The sequence below is a fragment of the Streptomyces sp. NPDC000941 genome, from assembly GCF_053599555.1.
In genome coordinates, this window is sequence record NZ_JBSFMM010000239.1 from 1 (window position 1) to 16512 (window position 16512).

Genomic DNA, 16512 nt, shown 5'->3' on the forward strand with positions numbered 1-16512 from the left:
CCGAGGATCGTGCCGAAGCCGGAGAAGGCCAGACCCATGATCCACATATCGGCGCCCACACCCGGCGAGCGGACCGCGTCCGACAGCGGCGAGTAGGCGAACCAGCCGAAGTCGGCCGCGCCCTGCGGGGTGAGGAACCCGCCCACGGCGATCAGCGAGCCGAACAGGTACAGCCAGTAGGCGAACATGTTCAGCCGCGGGAACGCCACATCGGGCGCGCCGATCTGCAGCGGCATGATCCAGTTCGCGAAGCCGGCGAACAGCGGTGTGGCGAACATCAGCAGCATGATCGTGCCATGCATCGTGAACGCCTGGTTGAACTGTTCGTTCGACATGATCTGGTGGCCCGGGCGGGCCAGCTCGGCGCGCATGAACAGCGCCAGGATCCCGCCGATGCAGAAGAACGCGAACGACGTGACGAGGTAGAGCGTCCCGATCGTCTTGTGGTCGGTGGTCGTCAGCCACCGTACGGCCGCGGAACCGGGGCTCGGGCGGCGCGTGGGCAGGGGCGCCGGTGCCGCGACAACACTGTTGTTACTCATGCCCGCTAGGTGTCCGGCACCCCTCCCGACCGTCACAGGGGAGGCGGAAAAAAGAAAACTTCACGGGGGTGTGATGATCGAAGGCATGCCGGACACCTACCGGGCATGAGCCCCGACGAAGCCTTCGACACCGCCTACCGTGAGCATTACTGGGCGGTGAGCCGCTTCGTGGCCCGACGGCTGGACGACCGGCCGAGCGAGGTCGAGGAGGTCGTCGCGGAGGTGTTCGCCGTCGCCTGGCGGCGCCGCCGCGAGCTGCCCGAATCACCCTTGCCCTGGCTGTACGGGGTCGCGCGCAACTGCCTGGCCAACGCCGTACGCGGGCGCGGCCGGTACCGCAGGCTGCTCGCCAAGCTCGGCCATCACGAGGTGACGGGAGGTCGGCGCACCGTGCCGAGCCCGGACGCCGAGCAGCCGGGCTCCTGGGTGCTGGAGGCGCTGGACCGGCTCACCGAGGCCGACCAGGAGGTGCTGAAGCTGACGGCGTGGGAGGAGCTGACCGTCGAGGAGCTGGCCACCGTCCTGGGGTGCGGCCGGTCGGCCGCGGCCATGCGGCTGCACCGGGCCCGGCAGCGGCTGCGGGCGCAGATCGACACGGTGCGCGGGGCCGTCCCGGTACCGGCGCGGACGAGCACGAAGGATGAACGGAAATGACCGACGAACTCGACCTGCTCCGCGGCGCCGACCCCGTCCCCGCCGACACCGAGCGCTGGCGGGACCGGCCGCTGGACTTCGAGGGCGAGCGGCGGCTGCGGCAGCTGGTGTCCGGGGCCCGGCGCCGCCGTACCGTACGGCGGGTCGTCATGGGCGTGGCCACGGCGACGGCGGGGGCGGTGGCCGCCATCGCCCTGACCGTCTCGGGCCCGGCCTCCTCCCCGGCCGTGGCCGCCCCGGTGGCGCTGCGGCCGCACGCCACCGCCGCCGATGTATCGCTCGTGGAGATCGCCCGCCGGGCCCGGGCCGCGGCGGCCGCCGAGCCCGGGAAGTCGGTGCGCGGCAGCCATGTCCAGGACTGGGCGATGGGCCTGGAGTCGGGCAAGGACGCGGTGACGGTCCCCCAGGAGACGCTGACCCGCTGGAACGCGGACGGCAGCGGCTCGCTGCTCGTGGTCGCCACCGACCCCCGCCACCCGGGCCGCCCGGTCATCGACGACGGCTATCCGCCCCGTACGGTCCACGACGGCAAGGTGGTGCGCCGGGAGAGCTACCCGCCGGGCATCGACGGCGCGAACCAGAGCTACTTCGAGCCGCCGCCGCCGGCCGGCGCCGCCGCGCTGCGCGACTATCTCGCCGTCTGGCACCCGGGCGCGGACCGCGACCCGGACGAACTGCTGGGCGCGGTCCAGGACTTCCTCCGGGTGTGGACTCCCGGTCCGCGTGAGATCGCGAACCTGGCCACCCTGCTCTCCCGTGACGCCGACCTGCGCCCGGCCGGCCGGGTCACCGACCGGATGGGCCGGGAGGGGCAGGCGTTCGTACGCACCACCGCCGGGTTGCAGCAGATGGTCGTCCTCGACCCGGACGACGGAAGGGTGCTCGACATGGAGGAGACCTGCGCCCGCGACGACCCCGAGTACCGGCTCAAGGCGGGCGATGTGTTCTCGTACACGGCCTGGTTGTCGTAGGCGCCCACGTCGACGCAGCCGCACAACATCCGTGCGGCACAAGGGTGTCATAGGGTGATCGGCCTATGCACTCCTCTCCCTCACAGCGGCGGGCGCGGCTCCTGTTACCCGCTCTCGTCGCCGCCGGCGCGGCCGTGGGCATCGCGGGCTGCGCGTCGGGGACCGGTGCCCAGGACGACGGCACCGCGCCCCGGCTGTCCCCGCCCACCAGCGCCGTACCGCTGTGGCCCGGCTTCACGCCGCCACCCACGCCCGAACGGGTCCGGCCCGCCCCCGGCTTCGTCCGCTATCTGCCCGTCGAGGGCGTGTCCGCGCCCGCCGACGGGCTGGCGGGGCTGTCCCCCAAGCGGCTGCTGGACCGGGACCCCAATGTGCCGAAGGTGATCCAGGAGTCACTGACCGGGTGTCCGGACACCCGCTGCCCGCTGCGCAAGCCGGTACTGCGGGATCTGACCGGTGACGGCCGGGACGAGCTGGTGGCCGCGGTCGATCTGCCCAAGTTCCAGCGGACGCTGGTCCAGGTGTACCGGGCGACGGGCCGGACCGTCAGACCGGTGCTGATCTACTGGGGCCAGCTGGGCGTCACCGGCGAGACGTACGGCCGTGACCTGATCATCACGTCGACCGGCGACGACGGCCGGTTCACCGTGCGCTTCCGCTGGAACGGCGAGGTCATGACCGCCGTCACACCGCGCGGCGCCCCCGATCCGCAGGGTGCTGCGGAAACCGTCCCCGGCGGTGTGCCGGCCGAGTCCGCCAAGCCGAAGAGGACGCCATGACCGCCGCTTTCCCGCCGCCCGCGGCCGCCGAACCGGGCCCCGTCGTACCGGGCCCGGTCGCGCCCGGCCCCGCCACCGAGGCCCACCTTCTCCTCGTCGAGGACGACGAGGTGATCCGCAATACGGTCCGGATGCTCCTGGAGCGGTACGGCTTCACCGTGTCCACCGCGGCGGACGGCCTCACCGGTCTGGAGCTCTTCCGCGAGCGCCGGCCCGATCTGCTGCTGCTGGACGTCATGCTCCCCGAACTGGACGGCATCGGGCTGTGCCGCAGGGTGCGCGAGCTGAGCCTGGCCCCGATTCTGATGATGTCCGCCCGCGGCGACGCCCTGGACGTGGTCTCCGGCCTGGAGGCGGGGGCCGACGACTATGTGGTCAAGCCGTGTGAGAGCGCGGTGCTGGTGGCCCGTATCCGCTCCCTGCTGCGGCGCGCCTCCTTCGCCCCCGTCCAGCGGAGCGCGCCCGGCGGAGCGGAGTGGGAGACGGCCGAGGAGGACGAGCCGGCGACGCTCGCCTTCGGCGATCTGACCATCGACCCCCGCGGGATGGAGGTGCGCCGCGCGGGCCGGCTCCTGGCCCTGACCCCGACCGAGCTGCGGATGCTGCTGGAGTTCGCGGCCTCCCCCGGCGTCGTACTGGAGCGCCGTACGCTGCTCAGCCGGGTGTGGGACCACGCCTGGCACGGGGACACCCGCGTGGTCGACCTCCATGTCCAGCGGCTGCGGACGAAGATAGGCGCGGAACGGATCGAGACGGTCCGCGGCTTCGGCTACAAGCTGCGGCGCTGACGATGGCGCTGAGATGGCGGATAGCCGCTCTGGTGGCGGCGGCCGCCTGTGCGGTGGCCGCGGCGGTCGGCGTACTGGTGCACCGCGCCTCACAGGAGCGCGAGCTGTCGCAGGCGCGGGACACCGCCCGCACCACGCTGGAGCGGGCCGCCGTCAGCTACGCCCGCACCGGCGAGGTCGAGGGCTCCGGGGCCGCACTGGACGCGCCCGGGCTCCCCGGCGGGCTGCGCTCCCTGGTGCGCAAGGGGCACCGGGGCACCGAGTTCACCTCCGGGCCCGGTGGGCCCGCGATGTGGGCCGCCAGACCCGCCGACGGCCAGGTCCTGTCGGTCCGCGTGGACCTGGACACCTCGATGCGGGACATCAGCGCGCTCGACACCAACATCGTGCTGGCCGGTCTGATCGCCACCGCCGTGGTGCTGCCGCTCGGCGTGGTGACCGCCGGGCGGATGAGCCGGCGGCTGCGCGCCGCGGCGGCGACCGCGCGCCGGATCGCCGCCGGTGACCTGGACGCCCGTATCTCGGCCGGTGCCCGCCCGCACGACGAGATCGCCGAGATCTCCGGGGCCGTGGACTCGATGGCGGCCGCGCTCCAGGAACGGCTGCTCCGCGAGCAGCGGTTCACCGCCGATGTGGCGCATGAGCTGCGCACTCCGCTGATGGGTCTGGTGACCGCCGCCGAACTGCTGCCGCCGGGCGAGGCCGCCGGGTATGTACGGGACCGGGTACGGGTGCTGAGCACGCTGGTCGAGGACCTGCTGGAGATCTCCCGGCTGGACGCCGGCGCGGAGCGGGCCGATCTGTCGCCCTGTCCGCTCGGGCTCCTGGTGGCCGAGGCCGTCGCCCGCACCGCCCTGGACGTACGGCTGGGCAGCGGCCGGGAAGCGACCGGTCAAGGTACGGAGGAGGGCGTCGGGGACGACGGGCCGGCGGTGTGGACCGACCCGCGGCGGATGGAGCGGATCATGGCCAATCTGGTCGTCAACGCCCATCGGCACGGCCGCGCCCCGGTCGAGGTGACGGTGGACCCGGACCGCAGGACCGTGACCGTACGCGACCACGGCCCCGGCTACCCGGACGACCTGCTGCGGGACGGTCCGCAGCGGTTCCGTACCGGGGCGCGGGAGCGCGGCCGGGGCCACGGCCTGGGGCTGACCATCGCGCTTGGCCAGGCGGAGGTCATCGGCGCCGAGCTGGCCTTCCGCAACGCACCGGACGGCGGGGCGGTGGCCACGCTGCGCCTCCCCGCCGGCCCCGAAGCGGCACCACTACGCGCACCGATACACGACTGATACACCGCCGAGCGGTATTCGAGGCCCGGCCGAGCCGGGGCCGATACCGGGCTTTGCGGTTTTGAAGATCTTCGCTGTCGAGGATGGCGCCGCCCGCGAATATCTCGCGGGGCTCGACGGAGGTGCTCCCGGTATGACAGGTCCGCGTTTGGCGTTACGCACTCGGCGCGAGCCGGACGGTGCGGCGGCCCACGAGGAGACGCCCGGGGTCCGCACGAGAAGGAGAGTGAAACGGGGAAAGGGGCCGCGAGGGAAGGGCGGGGTCAAGCGGACCGGTCTGCGGCGCTTCTTCACCTGGCGGAAGATCCTGGCCTACTTCGTCGCGCTGTGCGCGCTGCTGGTCGGGGCCTTCGCGCTCCTCTACTACCTCATCGACATCCCCAAGGCCAACGCCCTGGCGAAGGCCGAGGCCAACGTCTACAAGTTCAGCGACGGAACGGTGCTGGCCCGCACGGGCGACATCAACCGCGAGTCGGTCCCCTTGAGCAGGGTGCCCAAAGCCGTGCAGCACGCGTTTGTCGCGGCCGAGAACAAGACCTTCTACGACGACCCGGGCATCGATCCGGTCGGCGTCGTGCGGGGCCTGGTCAACACCGTGACCGGGAAGGGCACCCAGGGCGGCTCGACGATCACCCAGCAGTACGTCAAGAACTACTACCTCAGCCAGGAGCAGACCGTCACCCGCAAGGTGAAGGAGCTGATCATCTCCCTCAAGGTGGACCAGCGGAACTCCAAGGACGACATCCTCGCGGGCTATCTGAACACCAGCTACTTCGGGCGGGTGGCCTATGGCGTCCAGGCCGCGGCCCGGGCGTACTACGACAAGGACGTCGAGAAACTGACGGTCGCCGAGGGCGCCTATCTCGCGGCGCTGGTGCAGGCCCCCAGCCAGTACGACTGGGCGGTCGCGACCCCCACGGCGCAGCGGCTGGTGATCCGGCGCTGGAACTACGTCCTGGACAACATGGTCGACATGGGCCGGCTGGACGCGGGCGAGCGGCGGGCCCTGCGCTTCCCGGTGCCGGTCGCCCCGCAGCCCGCCCGGGGCCTGGGCGGACAGGCCGGTTATCTGGTGGACGCGGCACGGAACGAACTCATCGCGGTCGGGGTCAGTGACCAGGAGCTGGCCGCGGGCGGCTGGACGATCACCCTCAACATCGACCCGGACAAGCAGCGGGCCCTGGAGCGCGCGATGAAACCGGCGCTGCGCGACGCGGACACACAGGGCGCGGCGGCCTCGGTGGACCCCGGGAGCGGCCGGGTGCTGGCGCTGTACGGCGGCCGGGACTACACCAAGCACTACCTCAGCAACGCCACCCGCGCCGACTACCAGGTGGGTCCCGTCTTCCGGCCGCTGGTGACCGCCACCGCGATGGAGAACAAGCAGGGGCGAAAGGGCGGCCGGACGGAGGTGAAGGACATCGCGGTGGCCCTCGGCCTGCCCCCGGACACCACCGGCCTCACCGATCCGACGACGGTCACGCTGGGCCTGACGGGCGCGAGTCCGCTGCGGATGGCCGGGGTTTACGCCACGATCGACAGCCACGGCAAGCGCGTCACGCCGACCGTCGTGAAGTCCGCGCGGCGCGGTGACGAGACGGCCGGGCCGCCGGGAGCCGTCGGCGACCGGGCGGTCACCCGTATGACCGCCGACTTCCTCACCGCCGGCCTCGTGGGGAACGACGAGGGACCACGGGCGGCGCGCTCCCTCGCCCGGCCCGCCGCGGGCATCTCCGGCACCTCCGACGACAAGAAGGCGTCCTGGTACGTCGGCTACACCCCCGACCTGGTCACGACGGTCGCCTTCTTCGGGGAGGGCGCGAAGAGCCGGAAGCAGATCCGGCTGAAGGACACCGGGACGGAGGTACCCGAGAAGGTCTGGAGCACCTATACGCGGGAGGCGCTGCGCTCCACGCCCGCGTCGGGGTTCGACCTGGGGGAGGCATTGCCCGCGGTGGCGGAGCCGGATCCGGTGTTCCGGCGCTGATCCCGTGCCCGCACTGCCGGCCGGGCGGGTCATGACCCACCCGTCATGTCCCGCCCGGCTGGCAGTGCGGGCACCAGGCGGTGGTCCGCCCGGCCATCCGGCTGCGCCGCAGCGGGCTGCCGCACCGCGGGCAGTGCGGGTCGGGGTCGTCGCGGCGGCCGGTGAGCCAGGAGGGGCTGGTGGGCACGTGCCCGGCCTGGACCGAGGTGAGCAGCACACCGCGCATCGCGCGCTCCAGCCGGGCGCGTTCCTCGGGGGTCAGCTCGTCGGTCCGCCGCGCCGGGTTGATGCCGGCGCGCCACAGGATCTCGTCGCCGAGGAGATTGCCGAGCCCGGCGACGACGGACTGGTCGGTGAGGGTCGCCTTGACCCGTCCGTGCCGCCCAGCCAGCCGTTTGTCGAGTTCGGCGCGGCTCACGGACAGCGCGTCCGGGCCCTGGTCGCCCATGATCCGGTCGAGGTCGGCGTCGGTGGCGGCCAGCCACAGACCGCGCAGCTTGCGCTGGTCCCGGTAGCGGAGGTCATGGCCGTCGTCGAGGACGATGGTGACGCGGTCGTGCGGATGGGGCGGGTCGCCGTGCACATGGCACGTCAGATCTCCGGTCATCCCGAAGTGCAGGAGTACGGTGGGACCGTCGGTGCGGGCGATCAGCCATTTGCCATGCCGCTCAGGTGCGTCGAAGCGGCGGCCGGTCAGCTCCCGCCGCAGCCGCTGAGATGTCACCCCGCGCAGCACCCCGGCGTCGCCCACCTCGACGCCCTCCACCCGGCGGCCCTCCGCACAGGAGGCCAAAACCCGCCGAAAACCCTCCACATCCGGCAGTTCAGGCATAGCGCTACATTACGCCCGAATGGCCGACCACACCCCTCAAGACGCAGGACATGACACGGAGCCGCCGCACACCACCCGCCTCCCATGATTCACTGCTTTTACCACCCGTTAACGCCTGAATGTGCCGTAATCAGATTAAAGTAGCCGGTTATGCGATTCCTCCGCTCTTCAGCGGACCGAGGAGCCAACGGCCACAGCCGTAAGCTCTTCGTGATTGCCCGGTGCCTGCCCTTCGTGGCCCTGGTGGCCGTGGTCACGATCGAGCTGTCACCGGTGCACACGGTGTACACGGGCCCGCTGCTGTCCCCGGCCCCGGCGCTGGCCGCGGTGACCATGGGGCCGCTGGGCACCAGCGCCGTGGCCGGTCTCGCCCTGCTGGTGAGCTCGACCACCGCGACGGTCAACCACGCCTGGGGCACCCAGCAGGTGTACGCGAACATGGCCGCGCTGCTGCTGGTGGCGATCGCGAGCGTGGTGAGCAGCGCCGTACGGGTCCGCAGAACGCGTGAGCTGACGCAGGTGCGGCGGATCGCCGAGGTCTCGCAGAACGTGGTGCTGCGGCCGCTGCCCACCCGGATGGGCATGGTGATGGCCGCCAGCGTGTATCTGGCGGCCGAGCGGGGCGCGCAGATCGGCGGCGACCTCTACGAGGCGATGACCACCCGGTTCGGGGTGCGTCTGATCGTCGGGGACGTACGGGGCAAGGGGCTGGCGGCCGTGCGGTCGGCCGCCGCGGTGCTGGGCGCCTTCCGCGAGGCGGTGCACTACGAACACGACCTGGCCGAGGTCATGCACCGCTGCGCGGCCGCGCTCCAGCGGGAGTACGCGCTGCTCGACCGGACGGCCGATCCGCGGCACTGGGAGGAGCAGGCCGAGCAGTTCGTCACCGTACTGCTGGCGCAGGTGCCGGACGATGCGACGATCCAGCTGATCAACCGCGGCCATCCGCCGCCGCTGATCGTCCAGGGCGGCTGCGTACGGACCCTCGACCCCACCCGCCCGCTGCCCCCGCTCGGCCTGGAGGAGTTCCTCACCGGCCCGCCCATCGCCACCGAGAGCTACCCGTTCACCGCGGGCGAGCGGCTGCTGCTGCACACCGACGGGGTGCTGGAGGCGCGCAACCGCTCCCACGAGTTCTTCCCGCTGCCGGAGACCCTGGAGATACTGGACGGCGCCACCCCGGAGGAGTATCTGGACCGGCTGCGCCAGGCGCTGGTCCGGCACGCCGACGGGCATCTGACCGACGACGCGGCGATGATCCTCATCGAACGGACCGATACGGCCCCCGGGATCGTCCTGCCCGACGACCCGTAGGCCGGCGGGTCAGCGGAAGGCTCCGTCGGCGGCTCAGTCGGCGGGCACCACCGCCCGTCCGTACGGCACCAGGCGGACCGGCCCGATCAGGCCGTACCGCTGCCGCTTCGCCGCCCCGAACTCCGCCGGGCGGACGGTCCGCAGCCGGTTCAGCAGCGTGGTGGCCACCTCGACCTCGATCGTGTTCTCCCCGCGCCGCAGCAGGCCCCCGAGGTCCACGACGCCCGTGACCTGGTCCACCGGACCCAGCGCGGTGCCGTTGACGGTGACCCGGTAGGTGTCGAAGACCTCCCCGAGCTCCAGCCGGGCGCCGGTGGCTCCGGTCCAGCCGCGCCCCAGCCGTACGGTGGCGCGGTAGCGCCCGACGCCGGAGACGTCCTCCAGACCGGGCACGTCCGGCCAGGCCGCGAGTGCGTCGAGGTCCAGCCGGTGGTCCACCGTGACATGGCGGTCGGGCGTGCGGCCGGGACGCCAGTCGGCCACCCGCAGCGACCAGCGGTCCAAGGTGAGCGGCGCGGGCAGCTCGCCGATGCGCGCGACGACCTTCCGGCCGTCGCTCAGCACGGTCTCGCGGGCGCCGGGCCGGGTGTCGAGCACCTCCAGCACACCGTCGGCGATCCGCGCCGACTCGGCGTCGGTGCTCAGCGCATGGAGCGGCCCGGCGCCGCGCGCGAGCGCGACCAGGGCGGTGGCCCCGGGCGCCAGGGTGATCCGCAGCGTGACCCGGCCGCCCTCGTCGCGGTGGACGGCGAGGGGCGCCACCTCGCCGGTCCAGGCGTCGAGCGCGTACGGGGTGGCCTTGGCCCACGGCGCGGCGATGGCCACCTCGTGGTCCACCGCCGCGGTCGCCGAGCCGTTGGCGAAGAAGTGGTAGGCCACGTCGCGCCCCGCCCGGTGGGCGTGCAGCAGCGGCGAGCGCGCCGCGTACGCCACGTCGGGCTCGATGCCCAGGTCGGCCAGGGCCGTGGGGATATCGGGCCGGTCGGCGACGCACCGCACCCCGGGGACGGCGAGCAGCCGGGTGATCAGGGCACGCAACTGGTTGTTGTCGGCGTCGCCCTCGTGCGGCAGCCCGGGCACATGCCCGTCCGACCAGTCCCCCACCACGATCATCGGCAGGCCGTCCTCGGCCAGTTCGATCAGCCTGCGGGCGCATTCCAGCTCCAGGGTGTGCTCACGCCCGATCATGACGTCGCCCTCCAGCACCAGGACCTTGAAGGCGGGCCCGTCGGGCGCCAGCCGCCCGCCCCGCACCACGGCGCTCGGCAGGCCGAGCGAGCGCGGGCTGAGGAAGGTGTGCGTCCAGCCGAGCGGCACCCCGTCCGGGGTGAACCAGGGCGCGCCGAGCCCGGAGCCCGCGTACCCCTTCTGGCGCAGCACGGCCACGTCGACCCGGTGGGTGCCGGACTGGAGCACGCCCTGGATCCGGCCGAGGTAGCCGGCCACGTCGGACACATGGCGCCAGGCCGGGGTGCGCGGCCCCCACGCCTCGCCGTATCCGGGGCCGCCGTGATACGGAGAGAAGGCGGCGAAGCCCGGCCAGGCGGCGCCGGGCGCGGTCGCGTAGCCGAAGCCGTGCAGCACCGCCTGGTTGACGCCCGCGCAGTACTGGGTGACCAGCTTGCGCAGCGTGGCGTCCCAGGTGGTGGCGTACGCACCGCCCGCCGTGGCGCCCGCCTCGTTGGACAGCACCCGCCCGCCCCCCATGTCCCGGCCACCGGCCAGACAGCGGAAGTCGTCGAGATTCTTGAAGCCGAGCGATTCGCCTTCGGGGATGTCCAGGAGCGAGGCGCTGTGGATCGCGTCGGTCTCCAGGCCGTACGGCTGGACGCGCAGGGCGAGGCCCAGCGAATGGGCCCAGTCGCGCAGCGGCAGCAGGTGGTGTTCCAGATACAGATCGGTGATGACCTGCATATAGTCGCGGCGCACCGCCTTGTTGGTGGCGGCATCGAAGGCGAAGACGTACTTCTCGTCCTTCTCGATCACCGCGGCCAGATACGGCAGCAGGGGGTGGCCGATGCGCCGCTCGAACTCGTCCGCCAGGCCGGGGGTCCACAAAGTGGCGTCGGTCTCGATCTCCAGGGAGTCCTCGAACAGCGCGCCCCCGGCCCGGCGCAGCAGTTCGCGGACCCGGCGGGTGAGGATGCGGCGCTCCCAGAAGTCGGTGACCGCGCGGGTGCCGGCGGCGCTGAAGTGGTCGACGACATAGGCGAGCGGGGCGGTGTGGGCAGGGCCCTCGGGCCGCTGCCCGGAGCCGCGCTCCCAGTACGAGATCAGCGCCCACTGCCCGTCGTCGGGCGCGGTCCACCGCAGCTCCCCGTCGCGGACCAGCGCGGTCAGGTCGGTCACCGAGTCCCGGTCCAGCTGCAGCGGCGCCGGGGCCGCGGCGGCCGTGCCGATCCGGGCCGCCTGCACCCACAGCAGCCGCCGGTCGGTCACACCCTCGCCCGCCGGCACCACCGGCGGCGGCACCGGGCCCGCGTAGGAACCCTGGAAGGTGTTCAGGCCGTGGGCCAGCTCCGAGGCCGCCGCCTCGCTGTCCGGGGTGACGGTGGGCACGGCGGCGGGCCAGGCGGGGCCGATGGTGACATCGACGGTGAGGCCGCGCCGGTCGGCCTGGCGCAGGGCGCTCTCCAGACCGGCGACCCAGGCCGCGGTCCCCCAGCCGTAGCGCTCGGCGTCGATCGGTTCGCTCAGGCTGTGGGTGACGGCCGCGATCTCCACCCCGCCGAATCCGGCGTCGGCGATCTGGTCGACCTCCCGGACGAGCTCGGCCGGGTCCACCAGGCCGTCCGGCCACCACCAGCGGAACCTGGGCCGCACGGCGCGGCCGGCCGAGGCGAAGGCAGCGGCGAAGCCGGGCCGTGACGCCTTGCCACGCGCCACGGCTGCGGTCGTCGGGAGGACCGCAGCCGCCCCGGCCGCGGCGGTGAGGCCGAGCAGCGTCCGGCGGCGCGGGCCGCCTCTGTTGTCTCTCATGCGTCTGTCCCTCATGCGTCTGTCCCGGTCGGCGGCTCGTATACGGAGGTGAAGGTCCAGGTCCCGGAGGGCACCTCGTACACCCGCACTCCGTCGTCCGTGCGCAGCGGCCGCGCCCCGTCAGGCGCGCCCACGGCTCCGGAGGTGGCGGGCACCCGCACCTCGGCGGTGGTCCCGGCGGGCACCGTCACGGTCAGCCGGTACGCGGAGCCGTCGCGCCGCCAGGAGCTGCGGGCGGGGCCGTACGGCGTGGTGTACGAGGCCGCCGCCGAGGTCAGATCGCCGACGACGGCGGGCGCGAAGAGCAGCCTGCGGTAGCCGATCGAGTCGTCGGTCTGCCGGATCCCGGCGAGGGAGCCGGTGAACCAGCCGTCGATCACGCCGAGCATGAAGTGGTTCTGGGACTGGCCGGAGCCGCCGTCCCAGGTCTCGCCGAGCGTGGTGTTGCCGTGCTGGACCTGGTAGCCGTAGCTCGGGCTTTCGGTCCTGGTGGCGATCCGGTAGACCACGTCGTCGCGCCCGGCGGCGGAGAGCACCCGGAAGGCGGCGGGCAGCGAGATCTCGCCGAGCACCAGGTGGTCGCCGGCCTGCTCGACGCTGTGCACGAAGTGGTCGAGCAGCCGCTGCCGCTGGCCGTCGGGCACGGCGCCCATGTCCAGTGCGAGCGCTTCCGCGCCGTGTCCGCCACCGCCGAAGGTGCCGGTGGTGGCGTCGTAGTACTTCGCGGACAGGGCGGCGACGGAGGCGTCGGCCTTCTCCCGGTACGCGGCGGCGTCCTCGCGCTCGCCGAGCACTCCGGCGATCCGGCCGAGCGCGTCGACCACCCGCCAGTAGCCGTAGGTGCCCGCGACGGCGCGCGGGAAGGTGCGGTCGGGGGTGATCCAGTCGCCCAGGCCGTAGTCGAGGATGCCGTCGGCGACCTGTCGTTCGAGGAAGGCCGCGTACTCCTTCATCCTCGGGTAGTAGGTGCGCAGCGTCTCCTGGTCGCCGTAGGTGGTGTAGAGCTGCCAGGGGACGAGGACGAACGCCCCGCCCCAGTTGGCGTCGTTACGGTAGGCACCCGGCAGCAGGGTGTAGTCCGGCACGGTGCTGGGGATCAGGCCGTCCGGGGTCTGTGCGTCGGCCATGTCCCGCACGATCTTGCGGAGCTGGGACTGCATGTCGTAGTTGGCGGCCAGGGCGGGGAAGACCAGCTGGTCCTGCTCCAGCCAGCCGAGCTTTTCGCGGCTGGGGCAGTCGGTGAGGACGCTCATCATGTTGCCCTGGACGGCGCCCCGGATGAGCGAGTGGATGCCGTTCAGCAGCTCGCTTCCACTGCTGAACTCCCCCGCCGAGGCGTTGTCGGTGTGCAGGACGAGGCCGCGTACGGACACCTCGGCGCCCTCGGGCAGGCCCTTGAGCTCCAGATAGCGGAAGCCGTGGTAGCTGAAGCGCGGATGCCAGGTCCGCTGTGCGGTGCCGGCCGTGGTGTAGCTGTCCCACAGCGGCGCGCCGACGTTGCTGATGGACTGGTGGGCGTGGCCGTCCTTGAGGCTCTCGGCCGGGTAGACGCGTACCGCGGTGCCCTCGGGCGCGCGCACGGTGATCTCGGGCCATCCGGCGATGTTGCGCCCGAGGTCGAACACCCGGCTGCCCTGCGGGGAGTTCGCGACCTCGGTGCCCTTCAACGTCTCGGTCACCCGGATCGGCTCGGTCTCGCGGGCGCTGACCTGGGCCGGGTCGGTGGCGGTTCCGGGCGCGGCGACGGAGGTGGCGGCGCGCCATCCGGTGCGGTCCCCGCCGGGCCGGTCCCAGTTCGGGAGCTCCCGGCGGGCGTCGTAGTCCTCTCCCCCGTACCAGTTGGAGGAGGTGGTGGGGCCGAGCGTGGTGCGCCAGTCGGGGCCGCTGGCGATGCGCCGGACGGTGCCGTCGGCGAGGGTGATCTCCAGCTGAGCGAGCAGCTTGGGGTCGCTGAGGTTGCCGTAGAGCTTGCGGTAGCGGTCGGCGGTGCTCACGACGTTGGCCATGCCGTTGCCCAGTTCGACGCCGATGGTGTTGGCGCCGCGCCGCAGCCGTTTGGTCACGTCGTACGTGGCGTACTGCACACGGTCGGCGAAGTCGGTGTTGGCGGGCTCCAGTACGGCGTCGCCCACCGGGCGGCCGTTGATCCGCGCGTCGTACACGCCGAGGCCGGTCACGTACAGGCGGGCGGAGCGGATGTCCTTCGGGACGGTGAAGTCCTTGGCGAACAGCGGGAGTCCGGCCGGGAGATACGTCTCGGGCGGCGTCTGCCCGCTGACGCGGGCGGCCTCGGTGAACGGGCCGGTGGCCGCGTCCGCGGTGCCGACGGTGTAGTCGACGGGGAAGCCCGGCACCCGGCCGTCGGCGGTGAGGACGTCGGCGCGCGGGTAGAGCAGCACCCGGTCGAAGCGGGCGGTCTGCTTGAGGTCCAGGGTGAGGGTGATCGGCGTGGCGGACACATCGGCGTCGGGGTGCGGTTTGCTCGCGTATCCGGCGGCGGTCTGCGCCCCGCTGTTGGTGAGCCCGTCCACGGCGAGGGCGGGCTCCCAGGTCTTGCGTACGGTGTTGCTCTCCGAGGCGGTGACCGCCGCGCCCTTGGCGAGGTCGGGTCCTTCGGGGTCGGCGGAGTCGCGCACCTCGACCTCGGCCAGCTGGAGCCGACGGGTGAGGGCGGGGAAGTCGCCTTCGGCGAGCGGCAGTCCGAGCCGGGTGACGTCGAGCCGTACATAGCGGGCGGTGGTCTTGGGCAGATCGACGACCACGGGCGTGACCCGACGGTCGCTCAGCTGCCAGTCGGGGTGGCCGATCCACTGCGCGGACCAGTCCTTCGGCGAGGTCAGCCCGGTCTCGAAGGCGGACGGGGCGCTCCAGCCGGACGCCCGGCCCGCGCCGCCGCCGGCCCACACCTTGACCCGCCAGTACACCCGGGTGCGCGGCCCGAGCCGGTCGCCCGCGTAGCCGGTCCGCGGCGCGGCGGAGCCGACCTTGCCCGAGTCCCACAGGTCGGGGCGGCCCGCGTCGAGTCGGGCCGCGCTGGTGGCGGCCTGTACGCGGTAGGCGCGCTGCACGGTGTCCCGGCCGGTGGTGGTCGGCCGCCAGCTGAGCTCGGGCGTGGTGTCGTCGATGCCGAGCGCCTGCCGCAGAGCCCCGGTGCGCAGCGCGGTGGGGCGCCCGGCCTCGCTCGCCTCGGCGGGGGCGGCCGAGGGCAGGGTGGTGGCCAGGGCGGCGAGGGCCGCGAGGGCGGTGGTGGCGAGTCGGGCCAGAGGCCTGCGGAGCAGCGGTGGCCGCGGAGGTCGGAGGGTTCGGTCCATGGGCTCTCCATAAGGGGTCGGGGGCCCGGCAGGGAAACGGGCGGAAGTCGGGCACGCTCGAACGCGAAACGGGCATCAGGCGGGCGCGAGTCGGTCCGCGCCCGCGCCCGGGTCACGCGGTGCGGATGAGCCGGACCGTCACCGGGCGCACCGGGCGCAGCGCCACCGGCCCCAGCAGCCCGGACGGCAGCGCCTTGCCGCGCTCGTTGGCGAGGGTGTTGGCGACGCGGACGGCGATGGTGTTGACGCCGGGGCGCAGCTGGTCGGTGACGTCCACGGTGTACGGGGCCCACAGCGCGGGCGGCAGCGCGGCGCCGCCCACCGTCACCCGGGCCACCTCGCGCACCTCGCCGAGGTCGAGATGGATGCGGCGGCCGTCCAGGTCCGCCCGGGTGAGGGTGATGTCCTTGGTGTACGTGGCGCTGCCGGAGAAGCGCGGGTCCAGGTCGGTCCAGCTGCCGAGCGGCCGTACGACGGGCTCGGCACCGTCCCGCTCCAGGGTCACCGTCCAGTCGCCGTCCAGCGGAATCGCCCGCAGCGGATCGGTGACCTCGGCCTCGCCACCGTAGGCGTGGCGCCCGTCGGTGCCGGTGAACACGTACCGGCCGGGGGCGTCGGCCAGCGCCTTCGCCAGCAGTTGGTTGCTTTTGACGGTCACGGCGGTGACCGGGAGGTCCGCCCGGGTCAGATGGGGGCGGGGCGCGGCGCCCGCGCGGAACACCACGGCCAGCGTCTCGTACGGGCGCAGGCGCAGCGGCACCCGGGTGGCCTCGGCGCCGGGCCGGCCGGCCGCGTCGTGGACGGGGGCGGGGGTGACCGTGCCGGTGGCCGGGTCGCGCAGCTCCGGTGCCCCGCCGGCCGGGAACACCGCGTCGGTGACGACGGTTTCCGCGCTCTCGTTGTTGACCAGGAAGGCCGTGTCCCGGCCTGAGGTGGTGCGCAGCACCAGCACCGAGGCGGCGGGGGGATCGAGCACGGCCGCCGCGGCGCCCGCGGTACGGGCCGCCTCGCCGAGACCGGCGGGGTCCGCGACCCGTACGGCACGGCCCCGGCCGACCCGGCG

Annotated in this window: 12 protein-coding genes; 7 read left to right on the forward strand and 5 right to left on the reverse strand. The window is 73.3% G+C overall.

The window, feature by feature from the left end:
* Window positions 1-542 (reverse strand): cbb3-type cytochrome c oxidase subunit I (locus tag ACWDSL_RS44765; protein ID WP_450494371.1); only part of this gene is annotated, 542 nt, incomplete at its 3' end.
* A gap of 105 nt (window positions 543-647) precedes the next feature.
* Between ACWDSL_RS44765 and ACWDSL_RS44770 the strand changes: the two genes are divergently transcribed.
* The 6 genes from ACWDSL_RS44770 to ACWDSL_RS44795 all read left to right on the forward strand — a co-directional run bounded on the left by ACWDSL_RS44770 (window position 648) and on the right by ACWDSL_RS44795 (window position 7013).
* On the forward strand, window positions 648-1196 hold the full coding sequence (locus ACWDSL_RS44770; protein ID WP_450494372.1) for an RNA polymerase sigma factor: 549 nt from the start codon (window positions 648-650) through the stop codon (window positions 1194-1196).
* Window positions 1193-2167, forward strand: coding sequence for a CU044_5270 family protein (locus ACWDSL_RS44775; protein ID WP_450494374.1), 975 nt, complete (start codon window positions 1193-1195; stop codon window positions 2165-2167). The genes ACWDSL_RS44770 and ACWDSL_RS44775 overlap by 4 nt, the downstream gene beginning before the upstream one ends.
* 65 nt (window positions 2168-2232) lie before the next feature.
* Window positions 2233-2946: a hypothetical protein gene (locus ACWDSL_RS44780; RefSeq protein ID WP_450494376.1), complete on the forward strand. Its 714-nt coding sequence runs from the start codon at window positions 2233-2235 to the stop codon at window positions 2944-2946.
* Window positions 2943-3734, forward strand: a complete 792-nt coding sequence (cseB, locus tag ACWDSL_RS44785) for a two-component system response regulator CseB (RefSeq protein WP_450494378.1) — start codon at window positions 2943-2945, stop codon at window positions 3732-3734. Before ACWDSL_RS44780 ends, cseB begins: the two co-directional genes overlap by 4 nt.
* Window positions 3735-3736: 2 nt before the next feature.
* Window positions 3737-5026: a sensor histidine kinase gene (locus ACWDSL_RS44790; RefSeq protein ID WP_450494380.1), complete on the forward strand. Its 1290-nt coding sequence runs from the start codon at window positions 3737-3739 to the stop codon at window positions 5024-5026.
* A gap of 226 nt (window positions 5027-5252) precedes the next feature.
* Complete coding sequence (locus tag ACWDSL_RS44795) at window positions 5253-7013, forward strand: transglycosylase domain-containing protein (RefSeq protein ID WP_450494382.1); 1761 nt, start codon at window positions 5253-5255, stop codon at window positions 7011-7013.
* A 43-nt stretch (window positions 7014-7056) separates the two neighbouring features.
* Here ACWDSL_RS44795 and ACWDSL_RS44800 read toward each other — a convergent pair whose 3' ends face one another.
* Window positions 7057-7845 (reverse strand): Fpg/Nei family DNA glycosylase, encoded by a 789-nt coding sequence (locus tag ACWDSL_RS44800; RefSeq protein WP_450494384.1) that lies wholly within the window; start codon window positions 7843-7845, stop codon window positions 7057-7059.
* 150 nt (window positions 7846-7995) lie between these two features.
* Between ACWDSL_RS44800 and ACWDSL_RS44805 the strand changes: the two genes are divergently transcribed.
* Window positions 7996-9159 (forward strand): PP2C family protein-serine/threonine phosphatase, encoded by a 1164-nt coding sequence (locus ACWDSL_RS44805; RefSeq protein ID WP_450494386.1) that lies wholly within the window; start codon window positions 7996-7998, stop codon window positions 9157-9159.
* 33 nt (window positions 9160-9192) lie between these two features.
* Here the strand turns inward: ACWDSL_RS44805 and ACWDSL_RS44810 are convergent, their stop codons facing one another.
* The 3 genes from ACWDSL_RS44810 to ACWDSL_RS44820 all read right to left on the reverse strand — a co-directional run.
* Window positions 9193-12138 carry a glycosyl hydrolase gene (locus ACWDSL_RS44810; RefSeq protein ID WP_450494388.1) on the reverse strand — a complete coding sequence of 982 codons (2946 nt, stop codon included), beginning with the start codon at window positions 12136-12138 and terminating at the stop codon, window positions 9193-9195.
* Window positions 12139-12149: 11 nt separating this feature from the next.
* Window positions 12150-15449: a family 78 glycoside hydrolase catalytic domain gene (locus ACWDSL_RS44815; RefSeq protein ID WP_450494390.1), complete on the reverse strand. Its 3300-nt coding sequence runs from the start codon at window positions 15447-15449 to the stop codon at window positions 12150-12152.
* Window positions 15450-15561: 112 nt separating this feature from the next.
* Window positions 15562-16512: glycosylhydrolase-like jelly roll fold domain-containing protein (locus tag ACWDSL_RS44820; protein WP_450494391.1), on the reverse strand; the 951-nt coding region annotated here is incomplete at its 5' end.

Excerpts from the sequence above, each read along its gene's own strand:
- ACWDSL_RS44810 (WP_450494388.1), bottom strand. The coding sequence starts at position 12,138 with ATGAGAGACAACAGAGGCGGCCCGCGCCGCCGGACGCTGCTCGGCCTC.
- ACWDSL_RS44805 (WP_450494386.1), top strand. The coding sequence starts at position 7,996 with ATGCGATTCCTCCGCTCTTCAGCGGACCGAGGAGCCAACGGCCACAGC.
- ACWDSL_RS44800 (WP_450494384.1), bottom strand. The coding sequence starts at position 7,845 with ATGCCTGAACTGCCGGATGTGGAGGGTTTTCGGCGGGTTTTGGCCTCC.
- ACWDSL_RS44815 (WP_450494390.1), bottom strand. The coding sequence starts at position 15,449 with ATGGACCGAACCCTCCGACCTCCGCGGCCACCGCTGCTCCGCAGGCCT.
- ACWDSL_RS44770 (WP_450494372.1), top strand. The coding sequence starts at position 648 with ATGAGCCCCGACGAAGCCTTCGACACCGCCTACCGTGAGCATTACTGG.
- ACWDSL_RS44790 (WP_450494380.1), top strand. The coding sequence starts at position 3,737 with ATGGCGCTGAGATGGCGGATAGCCGCTCTGGTGGCGGCGGCCGCCTGT.
- ACWDSL_RS44775 (WP_450494374.1), top strand. The coding sequence starts at position 1,193 with ATGACCGACGAACTCGACCTGCTCCGCGGCGCCGACCCCGTCCCCGCC.
- ACWDSL_RS44780 (WP_450494376.1), top strand. The coding sequence starts at position 2,233 with ATGCACTCCTCTCCCTCACAGCGGCGGGCGCGGCTCCTGTTACCCGCT.
- cseB (WP_450494378.1), top strand. The coding sequence starts at position 2,943 with ATGACCGCCGCTTTCCCGCCGCCCGCGGCCGCCGAACCGGGCCCCGTC.